The sequence below is a fragment of the Pseudooceanicola sp. NS-SX9 genome, assembly GCF_057380705.1.
Genome location: NZ_CM170818.1, coordinates 1,941,007 through 1,966,241, shown reverse-complemented (window position 1 = coordinate 1,966,241; position 25,235 = coordinate 1,941,007). Strand labels below are relative to the sequence as shown.

The window sequence follows — 25,235 nt, the reverse complement described above, 5'->3', positions numbered from 1 at the left end:
CTTGCGCGGGCTAGTTTTTCGGGTAGACGCCGGACGCGCCATCCGAAAAACTGCATTCCGCGGCGCGCCTCCCCGACGCCTTTGCGCCGAATCCCGTTTGTAAGGAGCCCCTTATGGATCTCTGGACCCCGATGTCGTCTCTCAAGAGCGCCCTGCGGCCCGCCCGCGCCGGGTTGCTGGCGGCCGCCGTGGGCCTTGGTATGCCCTGTTTGTCAGCATCTGCTCAGGAATCGACCTTGCCGCCGCCCGCGGCGTCGGATCTGCAGGGCATGTCCTTCCGTCAGGGGGTCGCTTCGGCCCTGGCCAATGCCGACAGCCGCATTGCGGATTACTACCGCTCGCGCGATTTCGCCCCGATCTGGACCGGTTCGGGCGCGGCCTATGACGACCGCCGCAGCGCGCTGCTGGAGGCGGTGCGGATGATGCCGCAGAACGGCCTGCCCGCGTCAGTCTACACGGTGCAGCAGCTGGTCAACCAGATGGGCGCCGCCCAGACTGGCGAAGACCGCGGCCGCCTTGACGTGCAGCTGAGCGTGGCCTTCATCACCCTCGCCAAGGATCTGCAGACCGGCATTCTGACACCCAGCAACGTGGTGCCCGAAATCCTGCGCAAGGTGCCGCTGCGCGACTATTCCCAGTACCTGGATCAGATCCAGGGCCCGGATCCGATCCGCTACGTGCATTCACTGCCGCCGCAGAGCACGCAATATGCCAGCCTGATGAAGGCGCGGATGCAGCTGCAACAGGTGATCGAGGCCGGCGGCTATGGCCCCAAGGTCGGCGCCAACGTGCTCAAGCCCAACTATTCGGGTGCCGACGTCGGCGCGCTGCGCAACCGCCTGTCGGTGCTGGGCTATGACAGCGGGTCGCTGTCGACGGTCTATGACGGCTCGCTGATCGCCGCGGTGAAGGCGTTCCAGCATGATGCCGGGCTGACCGAGGACGGCGTGGCAGGGCCTGCGACCATGGCGCTGATCAATCGCTCGGCCGAGGACAACCTGAAATCCGTCATCGTCGCCATGGAGCGCGAACGCTGGATCAACCGCCCGCTGGGCAAGCGCCACATCTGGGTGAACCTGGCCGATTTCAGTGCCGAGATCGTCGATGACGGCACTGTCACCTTCGAGACCCGCGCCGTGGTCGGTGCTCGCGAGGAAAGCCACCAGAGCCCCGAGTTCTCGGATGTGATGGAATACATGTCCATCAACCCCAGCTGGAACGTGCCGCGCTCGATCGTGGTGAACGAATATCTGCCGCAGATGCAGCAGAACCCCGCCGCCGCCAGCCAGCTGGAGCTGATCGACAGCCGCGGGCAGGTGGTGCCGCGGGGCTCGGTGAACTTTGCGCAGTACAATGCGCAGAACTTCCCCTACGACCTGCGCGAACCCCCGTCCGAGCGCAACGCGCTTGGCCTGGTGAAGTTCATGTTCCCCAACCCGAACAACATCTATCTGCATGATACGCCGTCGAAATCGCTGTTCGGGCGCGACATGCGCGCGGCCTCGCACGGGTGCATCCGGCTGCAGCAGCCCTTCGATTTTGCCTATACGCTGCTGGCCCGTCAGGTCTCGGATCCGGAAACCTACTTCCAGGAGAAGCTGGCCACCGGCAAGCAGGTGCAGGTCAACCTGAAGCAGCCGATCCAGGTGCATCTGGTCTACCGCACCGCCTTTGCGGATGGCTATGGCCGGATGCACTATCGCTCGGATGTCTATGGGCGCGATGCCAAGATCTGGCAGGCGCTCGCGGCGGAAGGGGTAGCCCTGTCTCCGGTTCGCAGTTAAGACTTCCCCGAACTTTCAAGGAACGGGGTCCGGTATGGCACATGCAATCAGCGAGATCGCCCAGGCGCTTGGCGCCGAGGTCCTGGGGGATGGCTCGATCCTGATCGACAGCCTGAAGGAGCCCGCCGATGCGGGCCCCGACGATCTGGCGCTGGCGATGAAGCCCGAATTCGCCGAGGCCCTGCCCAAGGGCCGGGCGCGGGCCGCGATGCTGTGGCAGGGGGCCGACTGGCAGGCGATGGGGCTGAAGGCCGCCATCGTCGCGCCGCGTCCGCGCATGGCGCTGGCCGGGCTGACGCGGATATACGACCGCGGCCATGGCTATCCGACCGGCATCCATCCTTCCGCCCTGATCGACCCCACGGCCGAGATCGGCGAGGGCGTCAGCATCGGCCCGTTCTCGATCATCTCGGCGGGGGCGAAGATCGGCGCGGGCTCGCTTCTGGGGCCGCAGGTCTTTGTCGGGCCCGACAGCGTGATCGGGCGCGATGCGCTTTTGCATGTGGGCGTGCGGATCGGTCCGCGCGTGACCATCGGTGATCGTTTCATCGGCCATCAGAACTGTGTCGTTGGCAGCGACGGCTTCAGCTTTGTCACCCCCGAGGCCGGCAGCGTCGAACAGGTGCGCTCGACGCTGGGCGGTCAGGTCGAACTGCGGCCGCAGTCCTGGGTGCGCATCCATTCCCTGGGCGCCGTGGTGCTGGGGGATGACGTTGAACTGGGCGTGCAGACCTGCGTTGATGCCGGGACCATCCGGCCGACCCGCGTGGGCAGCGGCACCAAGATCGACAACCTGGGGCATGTGGGCCACAACGTCGTCATCGGTCATGACTGCCTGTTCGCGGCCTTTGTCGGCATCGCCGGATCGACCACGATCGGTAACAACGTGGTGTTCGGTGGCCGGGTCGGCCTGTCGGACAATATCACCATCGGCGACGGCGTGGTCTGCGGCGGCGGCACGGCGGTGATGACATCCGTGCCTGCGGGGCGTGTCATGCTGGGCTATCCGGCCGTCAAGATGGACACGCATATCGAAACCTACAAGCTGACACGCCGCCTGCCACGGCTGTTCAAGCAGGTGGCAGAGCTACAGAAAGCGGTTTTCAAGTCGGAGAAGAACGACTAAATCGGCACCAGTCCGGGGAAGCGGGCGCGTATCAGAAGGGGACGATGCATGTCTGAGGTCAGGGATAAGGTGATCGCGATCATCGCCGAGCAGGCGGTTCTCGAGCCATCCGACGTGTCCATGGAAAGCACGCTGGACGATCTGGGGATCGACAGCCTTGGCCTGGTCGAAAGCATCTTCGCCATCGAGGAAGCCTTCGACATCAACGTGCCCTTCAACGCCAACGAACCCGACGCCAGCGATTTCGACATCACCGATGTCGCCTCGATCGTCGCCGGGGTCGAGAAACTGGTCGCGGAACAGAATTCGTGAAGCGCGTTGTCATTACCGGGGCGGGCACGATCAACGCCCTGGGTCATAACGTTGCCGAAACGCTGCAGGCCTTCCGCGAAGGCCGCTGCGGCATTGCCGAACTGGACGTGCGGGATTCCGAACGCCTGTCGGTGACCATCGGCGCGCAGGTCAAGGGCTTCTCTTCCGAGGGTCTGTTCAACCGTCAGCAGATGGCGCTTTACGACCGGTTCACCCAGTTCGCCCTGGTCGCCGCCCGCGAGGCCATTGCCCAGTCCGGCCTGACCTTCGCCGGAGAGCTGGCCCACAAGACCGGTGCGATCCTTGGCAATTCCGGCGGTGGCATGACCACCATCGACGACAATTACCGCTCGGTCTACGAAGAGGGAAAGAACCGCGTTCACCCCTTCGTCGTGCCGAAGCTGATGAACAACGCGGCCGCGTCGCATGTGTCGATGGAATTCAACCTGAAGGGGCCGACCTTCACGGTGTCCTCGGCCTGTGCCAGTTCGAACCATGCGATGGCCCAGGCCTTCCAGATGGTGCATTGCGGCATGACGCCGGTGATGATCACCGGGGGCTCTGAATCCATGCTGTGCTTTGGCGGCGTGAAGGCCTGGGAAGGCATGCGCGTCATGTCCAAGACCGCCTGCCGCCCGTTCAGTGCCAATCGCAACGGCATGGTCCAGGGCGAGGGCGCCGGCATCTTCGTCTTCGAGGAATACGAGCACGCCCGTGCCCGGGGCGCGGAAATCCTGGCCGAGGTGGTAGGCTATGCGCTGACCTCGGATGCGTCCGACATCGTGATGCCCTCAAAGCAGGGCGCCGCGCGGGCGATCATGGGGGCGATGCGCTTTGCCGGGATCACCCCGGAGCAGATCGGCTACATCAACGCCCATGGCACCGGCACCAGCGCCAATGACAAGACCGAAAGCGCCGCGGTGGCGGATGTCTTCGGACCCCATGCCGATACGGTGATGATCTCCTCGACCAAGTCGATGCACGGCCACCTGATCGGCGCCACCGGCGCGGTCGAGCTGCTGGCCTGCATCATGGCGCTGCGCGACGGGGTGATCGCGCCGACCATCGGCTACGAGGAACCCGATCCCGAATGCGCCCTCGACGTGGTGCCGAATGCTGCGCGCGAGGCGAAGGTGGAATATGCCCTGTCGAACGCCTTTGCCTTCGGCGGGCTGAACGCGGTGCTGGCGCTGCGCCGGGTCTGATCCTGATCCTCCAGCCTTCGGAATGAAAACGCCGCGCCCCGAAAGGCGCGGCGTTCGCATGTCCGGCGACGGATCGGGGGATCAGTTGCCGGCTTCGATCGTGGTGGCGTCAAAGGCGGCGGTAAAGCCCGACAGCGACATTTTCAGCGGCACGGTGACATCAGGACGCGAGAACGGCCGGATGGTGACGTTGGCGATCTTGCCTTTCTTCAGCGCGGCCAGCTCGTCCTGGGTCAGGCCGACGCGGGCGATGCAGCCCACCTGGGTGCAGACGGCGAAGGGGTACTTCTTGTCGGCCGAGCCATCGATGTTCATCAGAACGCCGGCCGGCAGCAAGGTTTCCAGCGGCACGATGATATTGGCACCGGCGACGGCGGGGCCATTGCCCGCGGGCACGCGGAACAGGGTCACTTCCGCGACCGAGTTGCCTTCCTCGCCCTTCAGCACCTGGACCATGTGGCAGGGGTCCTTGCCCTTGTCGGCCTTGACGCACTGGATGGTCCAGTCGCCTTCGGTGGTCTTGGTGTATTGCTGGCCGACCTGGGGATCCTTGTTGGGATCCTCTCCCATCGACAGGTCGGGCTTCGCGGGTGCGGTGGCCTGGCTGCCGGCGGTCGACGTATCCGTGGCCGCAGTGCCCGAGGCCGCGTCCTGCGCCGAGGCTGCCCCGGCCATCAACGCGATCACGGCAAAGGCTGCAGCGGTTTTCGAGACAATAGACATGAACATTCCGTTTCTGGTTCCCTGCAGCCCGATTACCATGCAGGCCCGCCAGTGTCAGGTGCAAACCTGGCCCCCGGATGGCTGGTCCCAAAGCTGTGAGCCCGGCCATAGGCGGGGAACTGCCGGCGGGGCGGGGCCTCTGAAAGGATTGGGAAAACCCATGTCGGGGAAGAAGGAAAAAGGGACCGGATCCGGCCCCTTTCCCCAATTCTTGCTCCCTGTCGGACTGGCCGACTTGTGTTTGAACGGGACGCTAAGATTTTTGTGACACCTCGTCAACAGGGAAACGACCCCGGAACGGCAGCCCTGTGACACTGGCATGATGATGGCGGCAAAAGCCCGGAAGAGTGCCTTTTTCATGGCCATTCCCGCCCTGTCCTGGCTTTTTCGCCGGGCTCGCGCGGCCAGGGATCCTCCCATTCGGGATCCGGGAAAAACGCCGCGCCCCGCAGGACGCGGCCAGTCTGACAGGGAGGAAGTTGCCCGGCGGAAACGCATCCACCACCGGACAGCCCCAGACTGGCATGAAACCATTAAGCAACAGTATGCGGCAATGCCCTCGAAAGCGGCAGCGCCCTCCGCTTTCGCCATTTTCTTGTTCAAAATACCTCGGGGGAATCGGCGCGACCCGCGCCGATGGGGGCAGAGCCCCCTCTGCCGTCGATCGCGGGCAAGAACTGCCGCGAGGGCGCAGAGCCGGACCTGTCCACCACTGTCCACCACCTGGCCGGCCCCGCCCGCGCGGCGGGCCGGACCGCGCCGGCGTCACACCTGCTCCCGCGTGCCCTGACTGCCGCGTTCCCGATACGGCGTGGTTTGATACTGCGCCCGGTAGCATTTGGAAAAATGCGACGGGCTGGCAAAACCGCAGGACAGCGCCACGTTGATCACGCTCATGTCGGTTTGCATCAGCAGGTTTCGCGCCTTTTGCAAACGCAGTTCCATGTAGTACCGCTTGGGGCTGCGGTTCAGGTAGCGGCGGAACAGCCGCTCCAGCTGGCGGGTCGACATGCCGACATCGCGGGCCAGGATGGCGGGGCTGATCGGTTCCTCGATATTGCCCTCCATCATCCGGATGACCTGACTAAGCTTCGGATGGCGCACACCGATCCGGGTCGGGATCGACAGCCGCTGGGTGTCCTGGTCGGTGCGGATCGAGGAATAGATCAGCTGGTCGGCCACGGCATTGGCCAGGTCCTCGCCATGATGATCGGCCACCAGCTTCAGCAGCAGGTCGATCGAGGACGTGCCCCCCGCCGTCGTCAGCCGGTTGCCATCCGCCACGAAGACCGATTTCGTCAGATCGACCTCCTCGAATTCCTCGGCAAAGCTGTCGTGGTTCTCCCAGTGGATGGTGGCGCGCTTGCCGTCCAGCAGCCCGGCCTTGGCCAGCACATAGGCGCCGGTGCAAAGGCCCCCCACCGCGATTCCCTTGCGGGCCTCGCGGCGCAGCCAGTTCAGCAGCCGCCGCGTCGTCTCGACCTGCACGTCCAGGCCGCCGCAGACCAGCACGATGTCTTCGCGCGCCAGCTCGCCCAGCTCGCCATCGGTGGCAAAGGCCGCCCTGGCCGAGCATTCGACCAGCCCGCCTGCCTCGCTGCGCAACTCCCAGCTGTACAGCTTCTGGGCCGACATCCGGTTGGCGATGCGCAGGCATTCCAGCGCACTGGAGAACGACAGCAGCGAAAAATTGTTGAGAAGCACGAAGATGAAGCGCCGTGTCCGTGCCGGGGCAACGGGAACGGTCTGCACCGAATGAGAGCTATCCGGCATGTCTTAGCCTGTGGCAGAAGGGTCCTTGGACAGGGGCCCTGTCCGATTCATCCCAGCATCAGCGCATTGCTTTTTCGCGACGTCAAGGTGTCGCAAAAGAAGTGTGGCCCCCTGGGGCAACTTTCGCTATAGGCTTGACGCCTCAACAAGCGAATGACCCCGTGGAGGACAAGATGGGTGCATGGCAGAAATCCGACTGGCGCAACAAGCCGCGGGTGCAGATGCCTGACTATCAGGATCAGGACGCGCTGCATGCCGCCGAGGCACAGCTTGCGAAATATCCGCCCCTTGTCTTTGCGGGCGAGGCCAGGCGTCTGAAACAGGCCCTGGCCGCTGCCGGCCGCGGCGAAGCCTTCCTGCTGCAGGGCGGCGACTGTGCCGAAAGCTTCGACCAGTTCAGCGCCGATGCGATCCGCGACACCTTCAAGGTGCTGCTGCAAATGGCGATGGTGCTGACCTTCGGTGCCAAGGTGCCGGTGGTGAAGGTGGGCCGTATGGCCGGCCAGTTCGCCAAGCCGCGCTCGGCCCCGACCGAGGTCCTCAATGGCCTTGAGCTGCCCAGCTACCGTGGCGACATCATCAACGACCTGGCCTTCACCCCCGAAGCCCGGATCCCCAACCCCGGCAAGATGCTGCAGGCCTACACCCAGGCCGCGGCGACGCTGAACCTGCTGCGCGCGTTTTCGACCGGCGGCTATGCCGACGTGAACCAGGTGCACCGCTGGACGCTGGGCTTCACCGCCTCCGACAAGGCCGAACGCTTCCGCGACATGGCCAACCGGATCTCGGACACGCTGGACTTCATGAAGGCGGCGGGCATCGATTCCGCCTCGAACCATGCGCTGAAGACGGTGGACTTCTACGTCAGCCACGAAGCCCTGCTGCTGGAATATGAAGAGGCGCTGTGCCGCAACGATTCCACCTCGGGCAAATGGCTGGCGGGCTCGGGTCACATGATCTGGATCGGTGATCGCACCCGTCAGCCCGACGGCGCACATGTGGAATTCTGCAAGGGCGTGCTGAACCCGATCGGGCTGAAATGCGGCCCCTCGATGACCTCGGAGGACCTCAAGGTCCTGATGGCCAAGCTGAACCCGACCAATGAAGAGGGCCGCCTGACCCTGATCGCGCGCTTCGGGGCCGGCAAGGTTGCGGATCATCTGCCGCGCCTGATCGACACCGTCCGCCGCGAAGGCGCCAACGTGGTCTGGGTCTGCGACGCGATGCATGGCAACACCATCAAGTCCTCGACCGGCTACAAGACGCGCCCCTTCGACAACGTGCTGCGCGAGGTCCAGGACTTCTTCCGCGTGCACCGCGCCGAGGGCACGATCCCCGGCGGTGTGCATTTCGAGATGACCGGCCTCGACGTGACCGAATGCACCGGTGGCGTGCAGCCGGTGACCGAAGAGGACCTGTCGGACCGTTACCACACCGCCTGCGATCCCCGCCTGAACGCCTCGCAGTCGCTGGAACTGGCCTTCCTGGTCGCCGAAGAGCTGAATGCCCTGCATCAGGAGCGCATGGCCGAAGCCGGCTGAGCCCTGGCAGACCGCAACAGGAAAGGGCCGCCCCTGGGCGGCCCTTTTTCCATGCACCGGCAGGGGTTTGTCCCCGATGCGGGATCAGTCGCGGGTTTCCACCACCTGCAGGTAGGGGCGCGGGCCGGGACGCAGGGTATAGGTGGTGTCGGCCTCGGCCGGACGGAAGGGTGCGCGCGGCGCGGACAGGCCGGTGGGGGCCGGGCTCGGGGCAGGGGTCTCGGCCTTGGCCGTGTCGTCATTGCGCGGCGTCAGGAAATCCCCCAGCAGCGGCGTCACATGGCTGTCGGTGATGTCAAAACGGCGCGGCGTGCGGCCGATGTCGCCGGCGGTCACGAAGCAGCCCAGCATCCTCGAGATGTCGCCCAGGTCGCTTTTCATCGGCAGCATGATCATCCGGGCCTCGATATGGGGCTTGCCGATGGCACGTTCGGATTCCAGCTCGATCACCGCCTTGGCGGGGCTGTCGAAGACCTCTTCCAGGATCTCTCCCAGCAGGTTGCGCGAGGTCGCGGTCATGAAGGCCGACAGCGGCATCCCGCGCACTTCCATCCCCATCAGGTCGGAAAGGTGGGACCCCGCGATGCGCAGGCGCGCGATCCCGGGCGCCACGCGCTCCAGGATGAAGGCGTATTCCAACGCCCGTTCGATCCCGCGCGGGTCGATATCGGACCGGCGCGGCACCAGACGGCCCGCCCGGATCGCTTCCCAGTAGGCCTCGACTTCGCTGATCGCGCCGAACCGCGCCGCGCTCACGAAGCTGGACATGTCGATGACGGTCCTGCCGTCGCGACCATCCTGTCGCATGTGACTTCTCCTGATGTGATCATGCCGCCCCCTGCGCTATGCTCACGTTGCGGACCGTCCCGGACGGCGCACAAGGTTAATGGTAGCTTCACAGAGGTTACCGAAGTTTTAATATCACAGGGTTTAGGCAAATTTCGCTCGAAATCCCCGCCGTTGGTTAACATCGGTTGGATCCTGCCGGGTGAAGGCTGCCGGGAAGGCACGGATGACGCGATCGATGACGGCTTTTGCCGCCGCACAGGGCACGGGCGCAGGCTATGGCTGGAGCTGGGAGCTGCGCTCGGTCAATGGCAAGGGGCTGGATCTGCGGCTGCGGGTGCCGGACTGGGTGCCGGGGCTGGAAGGGGCGCTGCGGGCGCGTCTGACGGGGGCGGTGGCGCGCGGCAATGTCACGCTGTCGCTGCGCCTCGCGCGCGAGGAAACCCAGGCCGCGCTGCAGGTCAATGCGGGCCAGCTGGCGGCGGTGCTGAGGGCGCTGCGGCAGGTCGAGGCCGCGGCCGAGGACGCAGGCCTGGTGCTGGACCCCAGCCGCGCCACCGATATCCTTTCCAGCCGTGGCGTGCTGGAGATGGCCGCACCCGAAGACGACACCGAAGCCCTGAAAACGCTGCTGATCGCGGATCTGGAGCCGGTCCTGACGCAGTTCCTGAAGATGCGCGCCGCCGAAGGGCGCGCCTTGCGCGACGTGCTGCTGGGCCAGCTGTCGCAGATCGAGGGGCTGGTCGCCCGCGCCTGCGATGCCGCCAGCGCCCGCCTGCCGCGCCAGCGTGCCGCGATGGAGGCCGCCCTGGCGCGGGTCTTGGGCGAGGCCGCGACGATGGACCCGCAGCGCGTCGCGCAGGAACTGGCGCTGATCGCCATCAAGGCCGACATCACCGAAGAGATCGACCGCCTGCGCGCCCATGTCGGTGCCGCCCGCGACCTGCTGGCCGAGGAGGCCGCGGTGGGCCGACGCCTCGACTTCCTGATGCAGGAGTTCAACCGCGAGGCCAATACCCTGTGTTCCAAGGCGCAGGACCCCGATCTGACCGCCGCCGGGCTGGAGCTGAAGACAGTGATCGACCAGATGCGCGAGCAGGTGCAGAACGTCGAATGATGCCTCTCCATTGCCCCGGGCGGGAAAACCTGCATAACCGGCCGAAATTCCATTCCAGCGGAGGCGTCCCATGAGCCAGCGGCGCGGGCTTCTGATCATCATTTCTTCCCCCTCGGGCGCGGGCAAGTCGACGCTGTCGAAACGCCTGCTGGCCTGGGATCCCGACATCCGGTTCTCGGTCTCGGCGACGACGCGGGCGCCGCGCCCGGGCGAGGATCACGGCGTGCACTACTTCTTCCACGACCGGTCGGAATTCGACCGGCTGGTGGCGGACGGGCAGATGCTGGAATATGCCACCGTCTTCGGCAACCGCTACGGCAGCCCCCGCGCGCCGGTGGAAGAGGCGATCAATGCCGGCAAGGACCTGCTGTTCGATGTCGACTGGCAGGGCGGCCAGCAGATCCGCGCCTCGGCGCTTGGCAAGCACGCGCTGTCGATCTTCATCCTGCCGCCCTCGATGAAAGAGCTGGAGCGCCGCCTGGTCAGCCGCGATCAGGACGCCGCCGAGGTCATCGCCCAGCGGATGGAAAAATCCCTGGACGAGATCAGCCACTGGTCGGAATACGACTACGTTCTGGTCAATGATGATCTGGACGCGACGGAACTGCAATTGCGCACGATCATTTCCGCCGAACGCATGAGATTGTCACAACAACCCGCTATCGTCGACCATGTGCGCACCCTGAACGACGAATACGAAGAGAACCCATGACCCTCTATGCCCTTGACGGCCACGCGCCGGTCTTGCCCGAAGACCTGGATTTCTGGATTGCCCCCGATGCCAACGTGATCGGCCGGGTGGTGCTGGAAAGCGGCACTTCGGTCTGGTTCGGCGCGACGATCCGGGGCGACAACGAGGTGATCACCCTGGGCGCGGGCAGCAACGTGCAGGAAAACGCGGTGCTGCACACCGATATCGGCTATCCGCTGACCATCGGGCAGGGCGTCACGGTGGGCCACAAGGCGATGCTGCACGGCTGCACGGTGGGCGACAATTCCCTGATCGGGATGGGCGCCACGGTGCTGAACGGCGCCGTCATCGGGCGCAATTGCCTGGTGGGCGCGGGGGCGCTGGTGACCGAGGGCAAGGTGATCCCCGACAATTCCATGGTGCTGGGCAGCCCGGCAAAGGTCGCCAAGCAGCTGGGCCCCGACTGGGAGGACCGCCTGCGCGCCTCGGCGCTTGGCTATCAGCAGAACATGCGCCGGTTCCGGGACGGGCTGAAGGCGCTCTGATCCATGCCAGACGCACTCACGGCTTTTCTGGACGCCATCCCGCTGCCGGCGCTGATGGTGGCCCCCACCGAACGGGTGATCGCCGCCAATGATCTGGCCCAGGCGATGTTCGGCAACACCATCACCGACCGCCATTTCATCACCGTCATCCGCCAGCCCGCGGTGCTGGACGCGGTCGAGGCCTGCCTGGCCGACCACCAGCGCCACACCACGCGCTACCTGGCGACGCGGCGCGGCCAGGAGACCCACCATGCGGTGACCTGCGCCTATGTCGACAGCGCCTTGGGCCGGGGCGTGGTGGTGACGCTGCAGGACACCACCCAGCAGGACAAGACCGAACAGATGCGCCGCGATTTCGTGGCCAATGTCAGCCATGAACTGCGCACGCCGCTGACCGCGCTGATCGGCTTCATCGAGACCCTGCGCGGCCCTGCGCGCAACGACGAACCCGCCCGAGAGCGCTTCCTGGAGATCATGGGCCGCGAGGCCGGCCGGATGGAGCGCCTGGTCAAGGATCTGCTGTCGCTCAGCCAGGTCGAGGGCGCGGCACGCATCAAGCCCACCGAGCGGGTCGAGCTGCACAGCCTGCTGGATTCGGTGCGCCATGCGCTGGCGCCCCTGGCCGAGGGCGCGGGCGTCGAGATCGTGGTCGAAAGCGCCGTGCCGCAGGTCCATGTCCAGGGCGACGAGGATCAGCTGCGCCAGGTGCTGATGAACCTGACGGAAAACGCCATCAAATACGCGCGCTCGGGCAAAGAGGTGCGGCTGAGCCTCTCGGCGCCGGCCGAGATGAAGGAATTGCAGGGGCAGGGCGTGGCGCTGACGGTGGCTGATCGCGGCCCCGGAATCCCCGAGGTCCACCTGCCGCGCCTGACCGAACGATTCTACCGGGTTGATTCGCACCGCTCGCGCGAAATGGGCGGAACCGGGCTGGGACTGGCCATCGTGAAGCATATCGTGAACCGTCACCGTGGCCGGATGCGGATTTCCTCGAAACTGGGCGAGGGCACGCAAATTCGCATCAGCCTGCCGCTGGGCTAGGGCGGGCAGGGCACGGAACCTTCAAAATAAGGCACTTTCATGTGAGGTCGCAGGCAACTGCGGCCTTTTTCCTTTTTGAAATGTGACAGCGACGCAGGGTAAGCTGGGGTGTCGTCATGAAACTGTTACGTCGGCGTCACAAAAGGCTCATCGACCGGGCCTAGCAGGGCTTCAAGGCCGCCGGGGATGGCGGCCACGACCAGTGAAACAGGAGCACTCCATGTCCTTCATGAAACTGACCGCCTCGGCGCTTGCGGTTGCTGCCGTCTCTGCCTCGGCTGCCGCGGCCCGCGACCAGATCCAGATTGCCGGCTCCTCGACCGTGCTGCCCTATGCCTCGATCGTGGCAGAGGCCTTCGGCGAGAACACCGATTTCCCCGCGCCGGTCGTCCAGTCGGGCGGCTCTTCGGCGGGTCTGAAGCAATTCTGCGAAGGCGTCGGCGAGAACACCATCGACATCGCCAATGCCTCGCGTCCGATCAAGGACAAGGAAATCGCCACCTGCGCCGAAAACGGCGTCAAGGACATCATCCAGGTCCGCATCGGCTATGACGGCATCGTCTTCGCCAGCCAGATCGACGGCCCGGCCTTCACCGCCTTCACCCCAGCCGACATCTACAACGCCCTGGGCGCCAAGGTGCTGAAGGACGGCAAGATCGTCGACAACAGCTATGCCAAGTGGAATGAATTCAATTCCGCTCTGCCCGACGCTGACATCCTGGCCTTCATTCCGGGCACCAAGCACGGCACCCGTGAAGTCTTTGAAGAGAAGGTCATGAAGGCCGGCTGCGAGGCCACCGGCGCGCTGAAGGCGATGGAAGACGGCGGCATGTCCGCCAAGGATGCCGAAGCCGCCTGCCTGAACATCCGCACCGACGGCAAGTCCGTGGACATCGACGGCGACTACACCGAGACCCTGGCCCGCATCTCGTCGAACCCGAACGGCGTCGGCGTCTTCGGCCTGGCCTTCTACGAGAACAACACCGACAAGCTGAAGGTCGCGACCATGTCCGGTATCGCCCCCAGCACCGAGACCATCGCCTCGGGTGACTACCCGGTGTCGCGTCCGCTGTACTTCTACATCAAGAAGGCCCACATCGGCGTCATCCCCGGCCTGAAGGAATATGCCGAGTTCTTCGTCTCGGACGACATCGCAGGCCCCGATGGCCCGCTGGCCGAATACGGCCTGGTCTCGGATCCCGAACTGGCCAAGACCCAGGACATGGTCGCCAACGAAACCACCATGGCGTCCAACTGATCCACAAGCGGCGGTCCTGTGACGGGACCGCCGCCTCCGCCTCGCGCTGATTGCGCGGGGCGTTTTCATTCCCTGACTTCCAGCGAGTATTCAATGCCGGCATCCTGGATTTTCCTGATCGTGGTGGTGCTTGCCGCCATCGGATACGTGCTGGCCCGCCGCCGGGCCCTGGCCTCGGCGATGGGTGACAGACGCAAGCTGCATTCCCTTCCAAATTATTATGGCATGAACGCCGCGCTGCTGACGGCCGTGCCGGCGCTGATCGTGCTGGGTCTGTGGCTGGTGCTGCAGCCTGCGGTCATCGAAAAGCGTGCCCAGGCCGAGATCCCGGCCGATGCCTATGCCAATGCAGGCGAGCTGAGCCTGATGATGTCGGACGTGCACCGCATCGCGCAAGGCCTTGATCTGGCAGTCGGGCAGGGCGTCCTGACCGAGGCCGCCGTGACCCGGCTGACCGCCGCCGACGACGTGCGCGGCAGGCTTTCGCAGGTGGGCGTGGCGCTTGGCTCGGATGTGGATGCGGCGGAACTGAACGCCGCCCGCGACTACCGCGCCCTGACCCATGCAGGCGACCGGATCCGCGATGCGGTGATCGTGCTGCTGGCGCTGGCGGGCTTCGGCTGGGCGCTGAAGCAGACCGACCGCGATTTCCGCGCCCGCAACGCGGTGGAAAAGGGCATCAAGGCGCTGCTGGTGCTGGCGGCCTCGCTGGCGATCCTGACCACCATCGGCATCGTGCTGTCGCTGCTGTTCAACACGATCGAGTTCTTCAAGCTGTATCCGGCGCAGGATTTCTTCTTTGGCCTGACCTGGTCGCCCAGCTTTGGCGGCGGCTCGCAGCTGGGGATCCTGCCGCTGCTGTGGGGGACGCTCTATATCTCGTTCATCGCGCTGCTGGTGGCAGTGCCGCTGGGCCTGTTTGCCGCGATCTACCTGTCGGAATATGCAACGCCCGCCATCCGCGGCATCGCCAAGCCCCTGATCGAGGTCCTGGCCGGCATTCCGACCATCGTCTACGGCCTGTTCGCGCTGGTCACCATCGGTCCGCTGCTGCTGAAGGTCTTCGGCGAAAACGGCGGTATCGGCTGGATGCAGGGCGGCACGGCCGTGATGACCGCGGGCCTGGCCATGGGCATCATGCTGATCCCCTTTGTCAGCTCGCTGTCCGATGACATCATCAACGCCGTGCCGCAAAGCCTGCGCGACGGCTCGCTGGGGCTGGGTGCCACGAAATCGGAAACCATCAAGCAGGTGGTGCTGCCTGCGGCGCTGCCGGGGATCGTGGGGGCCATCCTGCTGGCGGCCTCGCGCGCCATCGGCGAGACGATGATCGTGGTCATGGGGGCAGGGGCCGCAGCCAGGCTGTCGCTGAACCCCTTCGACGCGATGACCACCGTCACCGCCAAGATCGTCAGCCAGCTGACGGGGGATGCCGATTTCGCCTCTCCCGAGGCGCTGGTGGCCTTCTCGCTGGGCATGTCGCTTTTCGTGATCACGCTGGCGCTCAACATCTTCGCGCTGTGGATCGTGCGCAAATACCGGGAGCAATACGAATGACCGACGCGACCCAACAGGGCGCAACGCCCGCACCGAAAAGCTCGATCCTGACGCTGGACAAGCGCACCCGCAAACGCAACGCCGCCGAAACGCGCTTTCGCCTTTACGGCATGGGGGCGGTCGCGGTGGGGGTGCTGTGCCTGGTGGTGCTGCTGGGCGCCATCGTCAAGAACGGCATCCCGGCCTTTACCCAGACCTACATCACCCTGCAGGTCGATCTGCCGGCGGCAAAGCTGGACAAGAAGGGCAATCGCAACCCCGAGGACATCAAGAAGGTCACCACCTTCGGCTATAACGACATCCTGGGGGATGCGCTGACCAAGGTCCTGGCCGACAATCATGTCGAGACCACGATGAAGGCGGCGGATCTGCGCAAGATGCTGTCCTCGTCCGCGGCGGCGCAGGTGCGTGACGCGGTGATCGCGGATCCCTCGATCATCGGCACGACGCAAAGTTTCCGCCTGCTGGCCGCGTCGCGCGTCGATGGCTACCTGAAGGGTCGCGTCACCCGCGCAAGCCTGGAGCGCGACAAGAACCTGGACGCCGCGCATCTGGACATCGTGGACCAGCTGAAGGCGGACGGCATCGTCACCCGCAGCTTCAACTGGGACTTCATCTTTGGCGCCGATGCCTCTGAAAGCAGGCCGGAACAGGCCGGGATCGGGGTGTCGATGGTGGGGTCGCTGTTCATGATGCTGGTGGTGCTGGTGCTGTCGCTGCCGATCGGCGTCGCGGCCTCGATCTACCTCGAGGAATTCGCGCCGAAGAACCGCTTTACCGACCTGATCGAGGTCAACATCTCGAACCTGGCGGCGGTGCCGTCGATCGTCTTCGGCATCCTTGGCCTTGCGGTCTTCATCCAGTTCGTCGGCCTGCCGCAATCGGCGCCGCTGGTGGGCGGGCTGGTGCTGACGCTGATGACGCTGCCGACCATCATCATCTCGACCCGCGCGGCGCTGAAGGCGGTGCCGCCCTCGATCCGCGATGCCGCCCTTGGCATCGGCGCCTCGAAGATGCAGTCGGTCTTCCACCATGTGCTGCCGCTCGCCATGCCCGGCATCCTGACGGGCACCATCATCGGCCTGGCGCAGGCGCTTGGGGAAACCGCGCCGCTCTTGCTGATCGGCATGATCGGCTACATCGCCTCGACGCCGCCCGACGGCATCGTCGCGGGCTTCCTGTCGCCGAACTCGGCCATGCCGGCACAGATCTACGAATGGGCCAAGCGCGCCGATCCGGCCTATTACGAACGGGCATGGGGGGGTATCATCATCCTGCTGATCTTCCTCATGACGATGAACATCATCGCCATCATCCTGCGCCGCCGCTTCGAGCGCCGCTGGTAAGAAAGAGGAGGGGACCCATGTACGACCAGCCCGCCCTGGAGAAGAATTTGGACAATCAGACCATCAAGATCGCCGCCCGGAACGTGCAGGTCTTCTACGGTGAGACCCACGCCATCAAGGACGTCAACGTCGAGATCCAGGACAAGACCGTCACCGCCTTCATCGGCCCCTCGGGCTGCGGCAAGTCGACCTTCCTGCGCACGCTGAACCGGATGAACGACACGATCGACATCTGCCGCGTGCAGGGCAGCATCCTGCTGGACGGCGAGGATATCTATGATCCGCGCGTCGATCCGGTGCAGCTGCGCGCCAAGGTGGGGATGGTGTTCCAGAAGCCGAACCCGTTCCCGAAATCCATCTACGACAACGTGGCCTACGGGCCGCGCATCCACGGTCTGGCACGCAACAAGGCCGAGCTGGACGAGATCGTCGAGAAAGCCCTGCGCCGCGGCGCCATCTGGAACGAGGTCAAGGACCGCCTGCATGCGCCGGGCACGGGCCTGTCGGGCGGGCAGCAGCAGCGTCTGTGCATCGCCCGTGCGGTCGCCACCGAACCCGAGGTGCTGCTGATGGACGAGCCGTGCTCGGCCCTCGATCCCATTGCCACCGGCCAGGTCGAGGAACTGATCGACGAGCTGCGCACCAATTATTCCGTGGTCATCGTTACGCACTCGATGCAGCAGGCGGCGCGGGTCAGCCAGAAGACCGCGTTCTTCCACCTGGGCAACCTGGTGGAATATGGCGACACCAGCCAGATCTTCACGACGCCAAAGGACCCCCGGACCGAAAGCTACATCACCGGCCGGATCGGCTGAGGCAGGACACCCAAAGATGACCCAGCATATCACCAAAAGTTTCGACCGCGACCTGGAGGCCGTCCAGGCGCGGATCATGAAGATGGGCGGCCTGGTGGAACAGGCGATCAGCGACGCCGCCACCGCGCTGGAAACCCGCGACGAGGAACTGGCCGAGGCCGTCCGCCGGGGCGATGCCGCCATCGACGAACTCGAAGAGCTGATCCAGGAAGAGACCGCGCGCATCATCGCGCTGCGCGCGCCCACCGCATCGGACCTGCGCATCGTGCTGTCGATCATGAAGATCGCCGGCAACCTGGAACGCATCGGCGACTATGCCAAGAACATGGCCAAGCGCACCACGGTGCTGGTGCAGATGGCACCGATCCAGGGGGCGAACTCGGCGCTGCGGCGGATGGCGCGCGAGGTCGAGGCGATGCTGCGTGATGCGCTCGACGCCTATATCCAGCGCGACCTGGCGCTGGCCGAGGACGTGATCGCCCGCGACCGCGACGTCGACCAGATGTACAATGCGCTGTTCCGCGAATTCCTGACCTTCATGATGGAAGACCCGCGCAACATCACGCCCTGCATGCACCTGCATTTCATGGCCAAGAACACCGAGCGCATGGGCGACCACGTGACCTCGATCGCCGAACAGGTGGTCTACCTGGTAACCGGTTCGACCCCGGAAGAGGCGCGGGTGAAGGGTGACAAGACCTCGACCGATGCCTCGGTCGCGCCCGATGCCCCGATGGGAGACGGCTGATGGCCGCAGATCAGCAACCGACCGTCCTGGTGGTCGAGGACGAGCCCGCGCAGCGTGAGGTCCTGGCCTACAACCTGGAAGCCGAGGGGTTCCGCGTCAGCCGCGCCGAGAACGGCGAAGAGGCGATCCTGCTGGTGGACGAGATCGCGCCCGACATCATCGTGCTGGACTGGATGCTGCCGAACCTCTCGGGGATCGAGGTTTGCCGCCGGCTGAAGATGCGTGCCGAGACGCGGGGCGTGCCGATCATCATGCTGTCTGCGCGTTCCGAGGACGTCGACCGCGTGCGGGGGCTGGAAACCGGGGCGGATGACTATGTGGTCAAGCCGTATTCGGTGATCGAGCTGATGGCCCGCGTGCGCGCCCAGCTGCGCCGGACGCGGCCCGCGGCGATGGGCGAGCGGCTGACCTACCAGGACATCGTGCTGGACGCCGAGACCCACCGAGTGAACCGCGACGGCCAGGAGCTGAAGCTGGGGCCGACGGAATTCCGGCTGCTCTCGACCTTCATGGAAAAGCCCGGCCGCGTCTGGTCGCGCGAGCAGCTGCTGGACCGGGTCTGGGGGCGCGACATCTATGTCGATACGCGCACCGTCGACGTGCATATCGGCCGGCTGCGCAAGGCGCTGTGCGTGCATGGCGGAGACGATCCGCTGCGCACCGTGCGCGGTGCAGGTTACGCCCTGGGCTGAGGTTTCCGCGCAAACCCAATAAAATAAGGAAAAAAGCGCCGCAGGAGAGATCCTGTGGCGCTTTTTTCTGGCCGCGTCCTTAGCGCATAACCTTAAGATCAACGTCTAAGTTGTTAACATATTAGTGATTTTCCAGATGTTGGAGGGGTATCAAAGATACCCCTCCAACATCTGGATAATCACTATTATGTAATTATAACGGATGAGCACAGAACGTGACAAGCCCCCGGATGCGTCTTCGGTCCTTCGTTTCCGCTTTTGCAACTTCGGCGTCTTGCATGTCGGTGCCGCGACAGCCATCTCGGGTATTCCACGAACGTCCCACGTCAAGGAGCGACATGGACAAGATTTTTCTGCCCGAGCGCGCCGGCTGGCGCGACAAGGCACGCGACCTGGGCTTTACCTTCGCCGACATGCACGGAGAGCCTTACTGGGACGAAACCTCGGCCTACCGGTTCACGCTGCGCCAGATCGAGGATGACATCGAAGACCCCTCGACCGAGCTGCACGCCATGTGCCGCGAGGCCGCGGCCCGCATCTGCGCGTCAGAGGAACTGCTGCGCAAGCTGGGCATCCCGGCCGAGTACCGCGACCTGGTGGCCGACAGCTGGACCCGCGCGGACCCCGAACTCTACGGTCGGTTCGATCTGGCCTATGACGGTCACGGCCCGGCAAAGCTTCTGGAATACAACGCCGACACGCCCACCTCGCTCTATGAAAGCGCCTCGTTCCAGTGGAGCTGGCTTGAGGACCAGATCGAGGCTGGCGTGCTGCACCCGGGCGACGACCAGTTCAACGGCATCCACGAGGCGCTGGTGGAACGCTTCGGCGCGCTTTTCCCGCAGAATGCCGATCTGCACTTTACCTCGGTTGCCGGCAACGAAGAGGATTACGGCACCGTCGAGGCCCTGGCCTGGGCCGCGCGCGACGCGGGCCTTGGCGCGCAATATGTCGAGCTGGAGCAGATCGGCTTGTCAACCGACGGCCAGTTCATCGACGAACAGGATCGCGTCATCGGCACTCTGTTCAAGCTCTACCCGTGGGAAGACCTGCTGCAGCAGGATTATGCCGCGCAGATCGCCACCGCGCAGTGCCAGTTCCTGGAACCGGCGTGGAAATCGGTGCTGTCGAACAAGGGGCTGCTGCCGGTGCTGTGGCAGATATTCGAGGGGCATCCGAACCTCCTACCCGCCTATTTCGCCGACGATCTGGAACGCGGAGATGTTTCCGCAATGTTCCCGGATGGTTATGTTTCCAAGCCGATCTTTTCGCGTGAAGGCGCCTCGGTTCGGATCTTCGAGGGCGGCCACAAGGTTGAGGCCTCGCCCGATGACGGCTATGGCCAGTACCCGAGGATCATCCAAGGGTACGCGGCCCTGCCGGTCTTCGACGGGTTCCGCCCGGTGATCGGATCGTGGATCGTGGGCCAGTCCTGTGCGGGCATCGGCCTGCGCGAGGACCGCGGCCGCATCACCCGGGACCTGTCGCGGTTCAAGCCGCATTTCATCCGCGACTGAGGGGGAGCATCTCATGAGGAAACGTTCGAAGACCGTGGCGCTGGCCATCGTGGGCGCCGCCGCCTTCACCCTGGCGGGTTGCCGGGACGAAAAGGTCGATGCCCAGGCCTTCCCGGATCTGCAAAGCTGCAAGGAAGCCTCGAACACCGGCGGCAATTTCAGCATTCAGGACTGCGAAACCGCCTTCCAGCAGGCGCAGGAGCTGAACGTGGAAACCGCGCCGCGCTACGACAGCCAGGCCACCTGCGAGGCCGAGCACGGCACCGGCAATTGCGAGACCGAGGCCAAGGCGATGTCCGGTGGCTCTGGCAGCATCTTCCTGCCGCTGATCGCGGGCTACCTGCTGGGCAACCTGATGGGCGGACGCACCGGGATGGCGGCGGCGCAGCCGATGTACCGCACCGCCGACGGCAAGTTCACCACCGCCGCGGGCGGCGCCACCTATTCGTCGAATTCCGGCAAGACGAAGCTGAGCGAGTCGTTCTTCAAGAAGCCCCAGACCACCGTCGGCAAGGCGCCGATGACGAAGGCCACGCTGGCCTCGCGCGGTGGCTTCGGCAGCACCAAGACCAGCCGCTCCAGCTTTGGCGGGTGACGGACAGGGGGTCATGCACCCCCTGCCCGGCTTGCCTTACTTGGCGGGTTGCCAGGGCTTCAGCGCGTCCTTCTTCATCTGGCGGCGCGCATCGGGCGATTTCGACCAGTCGCCACCGAAGGCCGCCGATTCCCAGGACCCGTATTCCGGGTTCGGCAGCATGATCCAGTCCTTGCCCCAATGGTCCTGGCTGGCCTTGAAGAACTCGTCCCGGTCTTCCAGCGACCCGCCGGCGGCATCGGTGAAATCACCCAGGTTGTCGCCCATCAGCAGCGCCACGCGGTATTTCTGCGCCACAAAGGCGATGCGGCTTTCCTTGTCCGAGCCCCAGTCCTTCTGGTCGCCCTTCAGCAGCACCGTGTCGGTGCCCTCGGTCATCGGGAAGCCCAGCTTTTTCAGGTTGCCCAGCGTGCCGTCCTTCTCGATCGACTTGCGGTTCGAGACGTAGAAGATCGTCACCCCCTTCGAAGCTGCGTATTTCAGGAACCCGAGCGCACCCGGCACCGCGGACGAGGTCTGGGAATTGACATAATCCGTCCATTCCTTGGAGCTGTAATCCACCCCGCGGGTGATCAGCGAGGCCTCGTAATTGCCGTTGTCCAGCAGCGTCTCGTCCAGATCCGACACGATCGCGACGGGCAGGTTTTCATAGCCCTGGGGTTCCTTGTCGGGAACGGCCGACCAGCTCTTGTCGGCCAGCGCCTTGTCCAGCTGAACCTGCGCCTGCTTGAACAGCTGCGAAACCGTCGCCTTGTATTCGACCGAGGTGTTCATCCAGACGGTGGCGTTCAGCAGATCGTCGGGCGCGACCTTGGCATCCTGCGCCTGGACCGGGCCGGAAAGGCCCAGAACCGTGGCGCTGATCACCGCAAGGGCCGAAACGGAAAGGCTGAACCGCGAGGGGCTGAGACGCATGGAAATCATCCTTGAACGTGTAAAATGATCCAAATCCTGACCCGGACGTCACAAAACTGTCAAATGGCGTTTCCCTGCCAAGTGAGTGGCATGCTTCACATTCCCGTCACTGCCTTTGCCTTGATCCGCCCTGCCCGCCTGTCCGGCGGGCAGTCCTGCGTCACGACGCGGCACTTTCCCGTGATCGCCCCTGCCTGCCCCTTGACCTTCCGCAGCGATATGCCTCGCTCGGGGCAAGGGACGGTCCTTTCCTTTTCCGGGACACGGCTCTAGCCTCGCCTTGAACGCGAGTTCCAACACGGGAGTATCTCATGAAAAAGCTTCTTCTGGCCTCGGCCGCGATGGCGCTTGTCGCCTCGGCCGCCTCGGCCGAGGACGTCAAGATCGGCGTCCTGCTGGGCTTCACCGGCCCGCTTGAATCGCTGGCCCCGCCGATGGCTGCGGGCGCCGAGCTGGCGATCAAGGAGGTCTCGGAGAGCGGCAAGCTTCTGGGTGGCGACACCGTCAGCGCGGTGCGCGGCGACAGCACCTGCGTCGATGCGGCGGCAGCCACCGCCGCGGCGGAAACGCTGGTCACTTCGGATGGCGTGAAGGGCATCATGGGGGCGATGTGCTCGGGCGCGGCCTCGGCCGTGCTGCAGAACGTGGCGCTGCCCAACGGCATCGTCGAGATCTCGCCCTCGGCCACCTCTCCCGCGCTCTCGACGGTCGAGGACAACGGCCTGTTCTTCCGCACCGCGCCCTCGGATGCCCGTCAGGGCGAGGTCATGGCCGACGAGATCCTGGAAAAGGGTATCAAGTCCGTCGCCGTCACCTATACCAACAACGACTACGGCAAGGGCCTCGCCGACAGCTTCGACAAGGCCTACGAGGCCAAGGGCGGCAAGGTCACGATCTCGGCCGCGCATGAGGACGGCAAGGGCGACTATTCCGCCGAAGTGGGCGCGCTGGCCTCGGCCGGTGGCGATGCGCTGGTCATCGCGGGCTATATCGATCAGGGCGGTTCGGGCATCCTGCGCGGCGCGCTCGACACCGGGGCCTTCGATACCTTCGTCTTCCCCGATGGCATGGTCAGCCAGACCCTGCAGGACAATTTCGGCAAGGAAATCAATGGCTCGTTCGGGCAACTGCCCGACAGCCAGGGCCAGGGCATGGACGATTTCCTGAAGATGGCCAAGGACGCGGGCTTTGACGGCAGTTCGGCCTATGCCGGTGCCTCCTATGATGCGGCGGCGCTGATGCTGCTGGCGATGCAGGCGGCCGGGTCCACCGATCCCAAGGTCTACAAGGACAAGATCATGGAGATCGCCAATGGCCCCGGCGAAAAGATCTATCCCGGCGAGCTGGCCAAGGGCCTGGAGCTGCTGAAAGAAGGCAAGGCCATCGACTACGAGGGCGCCACCGCTGTCACGCTGGTCGGCGGCGGCGAAGCCTCGGGCACCTTCCGAGAGATCGAGATCAAGGACGACAAGATCGAAACCGTGAAATACCGCTGAAGACGGTAAGGTTTCAGGACAGCCCGGCGAAGACCCGGGCTGTTTCACATTTATAACAACATCTTGCGGCGCGAATTTCGCGTAACGCCAGAGATCAGGGGCGCCCATGATAAGGGTCGATAATCTCGTCAAATCCTTTGGCGGCTTCAAAGCCGTCGACAATGCCAGCCTGCAGATCGCCACCGGGTCGATCACCGGGCTGATCGGTCCGAACGGGGCCGGAAAATCCACGCTTTTCAACGTCATCGCCGGGGTGCACGAACCGACCTCGGGGCGCGTCACCATGGATGGAGAGGACATCACCGGGCTGAAGCCGCACGAGCTGTTCCACAAGGGATTGCTGCGCACCTTCCAGATCGCCCATGAATTCCCCTCGCTCAGCGTGCGCGAAAACCTGATGATGGTGCCTGCGGGCCAGACCGGGGAAACGCTGTGGAACAGCTGGTTCCAGCGCGCCCGGATCCGGGACGAGGAAGCGGCACTGCTGAAAAAGGCCGATGAAGTCCTGGACTTCCTGACCATCTCTCATCTGAAAGATGAGAAGGCGGGGAACCTCTCGGGTGGGCAGAAAAAGCTGCTGGAACTGGGCCGCACCATGATGGTCGAGGCCAAGATCGTCTTTCTGGACGAGGTGGGCGCGGGCGTGAACCGCACGCTGCTGAACACCATCGGCGACGCCATCGTCCGGCTGAACCGCGAGCGCGGTTATACCTTCTGCGTCATCGAGCATGACATGGATTTCATCGGCCGCCTCTGCGATCCGGTGATCGTCATGGCCGAGGGCAAGGTGCTGGCCGAAGGCCCCGCCGCCCATATCATGGAGAACGAGGCCGTGATCGAGGCCTACCTGGGCACCGGGTTGAAGAACAAGGTGAAGGCCGAAGCACAATCGCCTGCAATGCAACAGCAATCTCAGGGTGCAACACCCGGCACGGGGGACGCATCATGAGCTTTCTGAACGCCGCCGCCATGACCGGCGGCTATGGCAAGGCCGACATCCTGCACGGCTGCACCCTGACCGTCGATCAGGGCGAGATCGCCGTCATCGTCGGCCCCAACGGCGCCGGCAAGTCGACCGCGATGAAGGCGGTCTTCGGGATGCTGCCGCTGCGCGCCGGATCCGTCACGCTGGCGGGCGAGGACATCACCGCCCTGTCCCCGCAGGAGCGCGTCCGCAAGGGCATGGGGTTCGTGCCGCAGGTCAACAACGTCTTCCCCACCATGTCGGTCGAGGAAAACCTTGAGATGGGCGCCTTCATCCGCAATGACGATTTCCGCCCCACGATGGAGCAGGTCTATGATCTGTTCCCGATCCTGAAGGAAAAGCGCCGCCAGAATGCGGGCGAGCTTTCGGGCGGGCAGCGTCAGCAGGTGGCCGTGGGTCGCGCGCTGATGACCCGGCCCAGCCTTCTGATGCTGGACGAGCCGACCGCCGGCGTCAGCCCCATCGTCATGGACGAACTCTTTGACCGCATCATCGAGGTCGCCCGCACCGGGATTTCCATCCTGATGGTCGAGCAGAACGCCCGCCAGGCGCTGGAGATCGCCGACAAGGGCTATGTGCTGGTCCAGGGCGCCAACCGCTATACCGACACCGGCGAGGCCCTTCTGGCCGATCCGGAGGTCCGCCGCACCTTCCTGGGGGGCTGAGA

Annotated in this window: 24 protein-coding genes; 20 read left to right on the top strand and 4 right to left on the bottom strand. The window is 64.8% G+C overall.

Translation table 11 applies throughout. From position 1 onward, the window contains the following. The first annotated feature begins 269 nt into the window (after window positions 1-269). From AC2ITM_RS09375 to AC2ITM_RS09360, 4 genes are read left to right on the top strand one after another with little or no spacing between them, the layout of a single operon-like run. Window positions 270-1,784, top strand: a complete 1,515-nt coding sequence (locus AC2ITM_RS09375) for a L,D-transpeptidase family protein (protein WP_486466390.1) — start codon at window positions 270-272, stop codon at window positions 1,782-1,784. Between the two features lie 34 nt (window positions 1,785-1,818). Continuing rightward, window positions 1,819-2,910, top strand: a complete 1,092-nt coding sequence (gene lpxD, locus AC2ITM_RS09370; RefSeq protein WP_486466389.1) for a UDP-3-O-(3-hydroxymyristoyl)glucosamine N-acyltransferase — start codon at window positions 1,819-1,821, stop codon at window positions 2,908-2,910. Window positions 2,911-2,958: 48 nt separating this feature from the next. Then, window positions 2,959-3,222 carry an acyl carrier protein gene (locus AC2ITM_RS09365; RefSeq protein WP_486466388.1) on the top strand — a complete coding sequence of 88 codons (264 nt, stop codon included), beginning with the start codon at window positions 2,959-2,961 and terminating at the stop codon, window positions 3,220-3,222. Further along, window positions 3,219-4,427 carry a beta-ketoacyl-[acyl-carrier-protein] synthase family protein gene (locus AC2ITM_RS09360; RefSeq protein ID WP_486466387.1) on the top strand — a complete coding sequence of 403 codons (1,209 nt, stop codon included), beginning with the start codon at window positions 3,219-3,221 and terminating at the stop codon, window positions 4,425-4,427. Before AC2ITM_RS09365 ends, AC2ITM_RS09360 begins: the two co-directional genes overlap by 4 nt. Window positions 4,428-4,508: 81 nt before the next feature. Here AC2ITM_RS09360 and AC2ITM_RS09355 read toward each other — a convergent pair whose 3' ends face one another. Both AC2ITM_RS09355 and AC2ITM_RS09350 read right to left on the bottom strand, forming a co-directional pair. Then, entirely contained in the window at window positions 4,509-5,156 is a 648-nt protein-coding gene (locus AC2ITM_RS09355; RefSeq protein WP_486466386.1) for an invasion associated locus B family protein, read from the bottom strand. Window positions 5,157-5,915: 759 nt separating this feature from the next. Next, window positions 5,916-6,923: a GlxA family transcriptional regulator gene (locus tag AC2ITM_RS09350; protein WP_486466385.1), complete on the bottom strand. Its 1,008-nt coding sequence runs from the start codon at window positions 6,921-6,923 to the stop codon at window positions 5,916-5,918. Window positions 6,924-7,096: 173 nt separating this feature from the next. On the opposite strand from AC2ITM_RS09350, the gene AC2ITM_RS09345 reads away from it, so the two are divergent. Further along, the gene (locus AC2ITM_RS09345) at window positions 7,097-8,464 is read left to right on the top strand and encodes a class II 3-deoxy-7-phosphoheptulonate synthase (protein ID WP_486466384.1); all 1,368 of its coding nucleotides are present in this window, start codon (window positions 7,097-7,099) and stop codon (window positions 8,462-8,464) included. An 84-nt stretch (window positions 8,465-8,548) separates the two neighbouring features. Here AC2ITM_RS09345 and AC2ITM_RS09340 read toward each other — a convergent pair whose 3' ends face one another. Then, window positions 8,549-9,271, bottom strand: coding sequence for a PAS domain-containing protein (locus AC2ITM_RS09340; RefSeq protein WP_486466383.1), 723 nt, complete (start codon window positions 9,269-9,271; stop codon window positions 8,549-8,551). A gap of 205 nt (window positions 9,272-9,476) precedes the next feature. On the opposite strand from AC2ITM_RS09340, the gene AC2ITM_RS09335 reads away from it, so the two are divergent. The 12 genes from AC2ITM_RS09335 to AC2ITM_RS09280 all read left to right on the top strand — a co-directional run bounded on the left by AC2ITM_RS09335 (window position 9,477) and on the right by AC2ITM_RS09280 (window position 21,172). Further along, window positions 9,477-10,367, top strand: a complete 891-nt coding sequence (locus tag AC2ITM_RS09335; RefSeq protein ID WP_486466382.1) for a YicC/YloC family endoribonuclease — start codon at window positions 9,477-9,479, stop codon at window positions 10,365-10,367. A gap of 70 nt (window positions 10,368-10,437) precedes the next feature. After that, window positions 10,438-11,079: a guanylate kinase gene (gene gmk / locus AC2ITM_RS09330; protein ID WP_486466381.1), complete on the top strand. Its 642-nt coding sequence runs from the start codon at window positions 10,438-10,440 to the stop codon at window positions 11,077-11,079. Next, on the top strand, window positions 11,076-11,603 hold the full coding sequence (locus tag AC2ITM_RS09325; protein ID WP_486466380.1) for a gamma carbonic anhydrase family protein: 528 nt from the start codon (window positions 11,076-11,078) through the stop codon (window positions 11,601-11,603). Before gmk ends, AC2ITM_RS09325 begins: the two co-directional genes overlap by 4 nt. A 3-nt stretch (window positions 11,604-11,606) precedes the next feature. Next, window positions 11,607-12,644, top strand: coding sequence for an ATP-binding protein (locus AC2ITM_RS09320; RefSeq protein ID WP_486466379.1), 1,038 nt, complete (start codon window positions 11,607-11,609; stop codon window positions 12,642-12,644). 220 nt (window positions 12,645-12,864) lie between these two features. Next, a complete protein-coding gene (locus tag AC2ITM_RS09315; protein WP_486466378.1) occupies window positions 12,865-13,902 on the top strand; it encodes a PstS family phosphate ABC transporter substrate-binding protein in 1,038 nt (345 codons plus the stop codon). Between the two features lie 93 nt (window positions 13,903-13,995). Then, window positions 13,996-15,459: a phosphate ABC transporter permease subunit PstC gene (gene pstC / locus AC2ITM_RS09310; protein ID WP_486466377.1), complete on the top strand. Its 1,464-nt coding sequence runs from the start codon at window positions 13,996-13,998 to the stop codon at window positions 15,457-15,459. Continuing rightward, window positions 15,456-16,805, top strand: a complete 1,350-nt coding sequence (pstA, locus tag AC2ITM_RS09305; RefSeq protein WP_486466376.1) for a phosphate ABC transporter permease PstA — start codon at window positions 15,456-15,458, stop codon at window positions 16,803-16,805. The genes pstC and pstA overlap by 4 nt, the downstream gene beginning before the upstream one ends. 17 nt (window positions 16,806-16,822) lie before the next feature. After that, window positions 16,823-17,620 (top strand): phosphate ABC transporter ATP-binding protein PstB, encoded by a 798-nt coding sequence (pstB, locus tag AC2ITM_RS09300; protein ID WP_486466375.1) that lies wholly within the window; start codon window positions 16,823-16,825, stop codon window positions 17,618-17,620. Between the two features lie 16 nt (window positions 17,621-17,636). Then, entirely contained in the window at window positions 17,637-18,368 is a 732-nt protein-coding gene (gene phoU, locus AC2ITM_RS09295; protein ID WP_486466374.1) for a phosphate signaling complex protein PhoU, read from the top strand. Beyond that, window positions 18,368-19,060 carry a phosphate regulon transcriptional regulator PhoB gene (gene phoB / locus AC2ITM_RS09290; RefSeq protein WP_486466373.1) on the top strand — a complete coding sequence of 231 codons (693 nt, stop codon included), beginning with the start codon at window positions 18,368-18,370 and terminating at the stop codon, window positions 19,058-19,060. The genes phoU and phoB overlap by 1 nt, the downstream gene beginning before the upstream one ends. 338 nt (window positions 19,061-19,398) lie before the next feature. Next, on the top strand, window positions 19,399-20,577 hold the full coding sequence (locus AC2ITM_RS09285) for a glutathionylspermidine synthase family protein (RefSeq protein ID WP_486466372.1): 1,179 nt from the start codon (window positions 19,399-19,401) through the stop codon (window positions 20,575-20,577). 13 nt (window positions 20,578-20,590) lie between these two features. Then, on the top strand, window positions 20,591-21,172 hold the full coding sequence (locus tag AC2ITM_RS09280; protein ID WP_486466371.1) for a DUF1190 domain-containing protein: 582 nt from the start codon (window positions 20,591-20,593) through the stop codon (window positions 21,170-21,172). A 36-nt stretch (window positions 21,173-21,208) separates the two neighbouring features. Here the strand turns inward: AC2ITM_RS09280 and AC2ITM_RS09275 are convergent, their stop codons facing one another. Further along, window positions 21,209-22,087, bottom strand: a complete 879-nt coding sequence (locus AC2ITM_RS09275; protein ID WP_486466370.1) for a 5'-nucleotidase, lipoprotein e(P4) family — start codon at window positions 22,085-22,087, stop codon at window positions 21,209-21,211. A 311-nt stretch (window positions 22,088-22,398) separates the two neighbouring features. Between AC2ITM_RS09275 and AC2ITM_RS09270 the strand changes: the two genes are divergently transcribed. The 3 genes from AC2ITM_RS09270 to AC2ITM_RS09260 all read left to right on the top strand — a co-directional run bounded on the left by AC2ITM_RS09270 (window position 22,399) and on the right by AC2ITM_RS09260 (window position 25,233). Beyond that, a complete protein-coding gene (locus AC2ITM_RS09270) occupies window positions 22,399-23,583 on the top strand; it encodes an ABC transporter substrate-binding protein (RefSeq protein ID WP_486466369.1) in 1,185 nt (394 codons plus the stop codon). 106 nt (window positions 23,584-23,689) lie between these two features. Then, window positions 23,690-24,532, top strand: a complete 843-nt coding sequence (locus AC2ITM_RS09265) for an ABC transporter ATP-binding protein (protein ID WP_486466368.1) — start codon at window positions 23,690-23,692, stop codon at window positions 24,530-24,532. Beyond that, the gene (locus AC2ITM_RS09260; RefSeq protein WP_486466367.1) at window positions 24,529-25,233 is read left to right on the top strand and encodes an ABC transporter ATP-binding protein; all 705 of its coding nucleotides are present in this window, start codon (window positions 24,529-24,531) and stop codon (window positions 25,231-25,233) included. The genes AC2ITM_RS09265 and AC2ITM_RS09260 overlap by 4 nt, the downstream gene beginning before the upstream one ends. The last annotated feature ends 2 nt before the right edge of the window (window positions 25,234-25,235 follow it).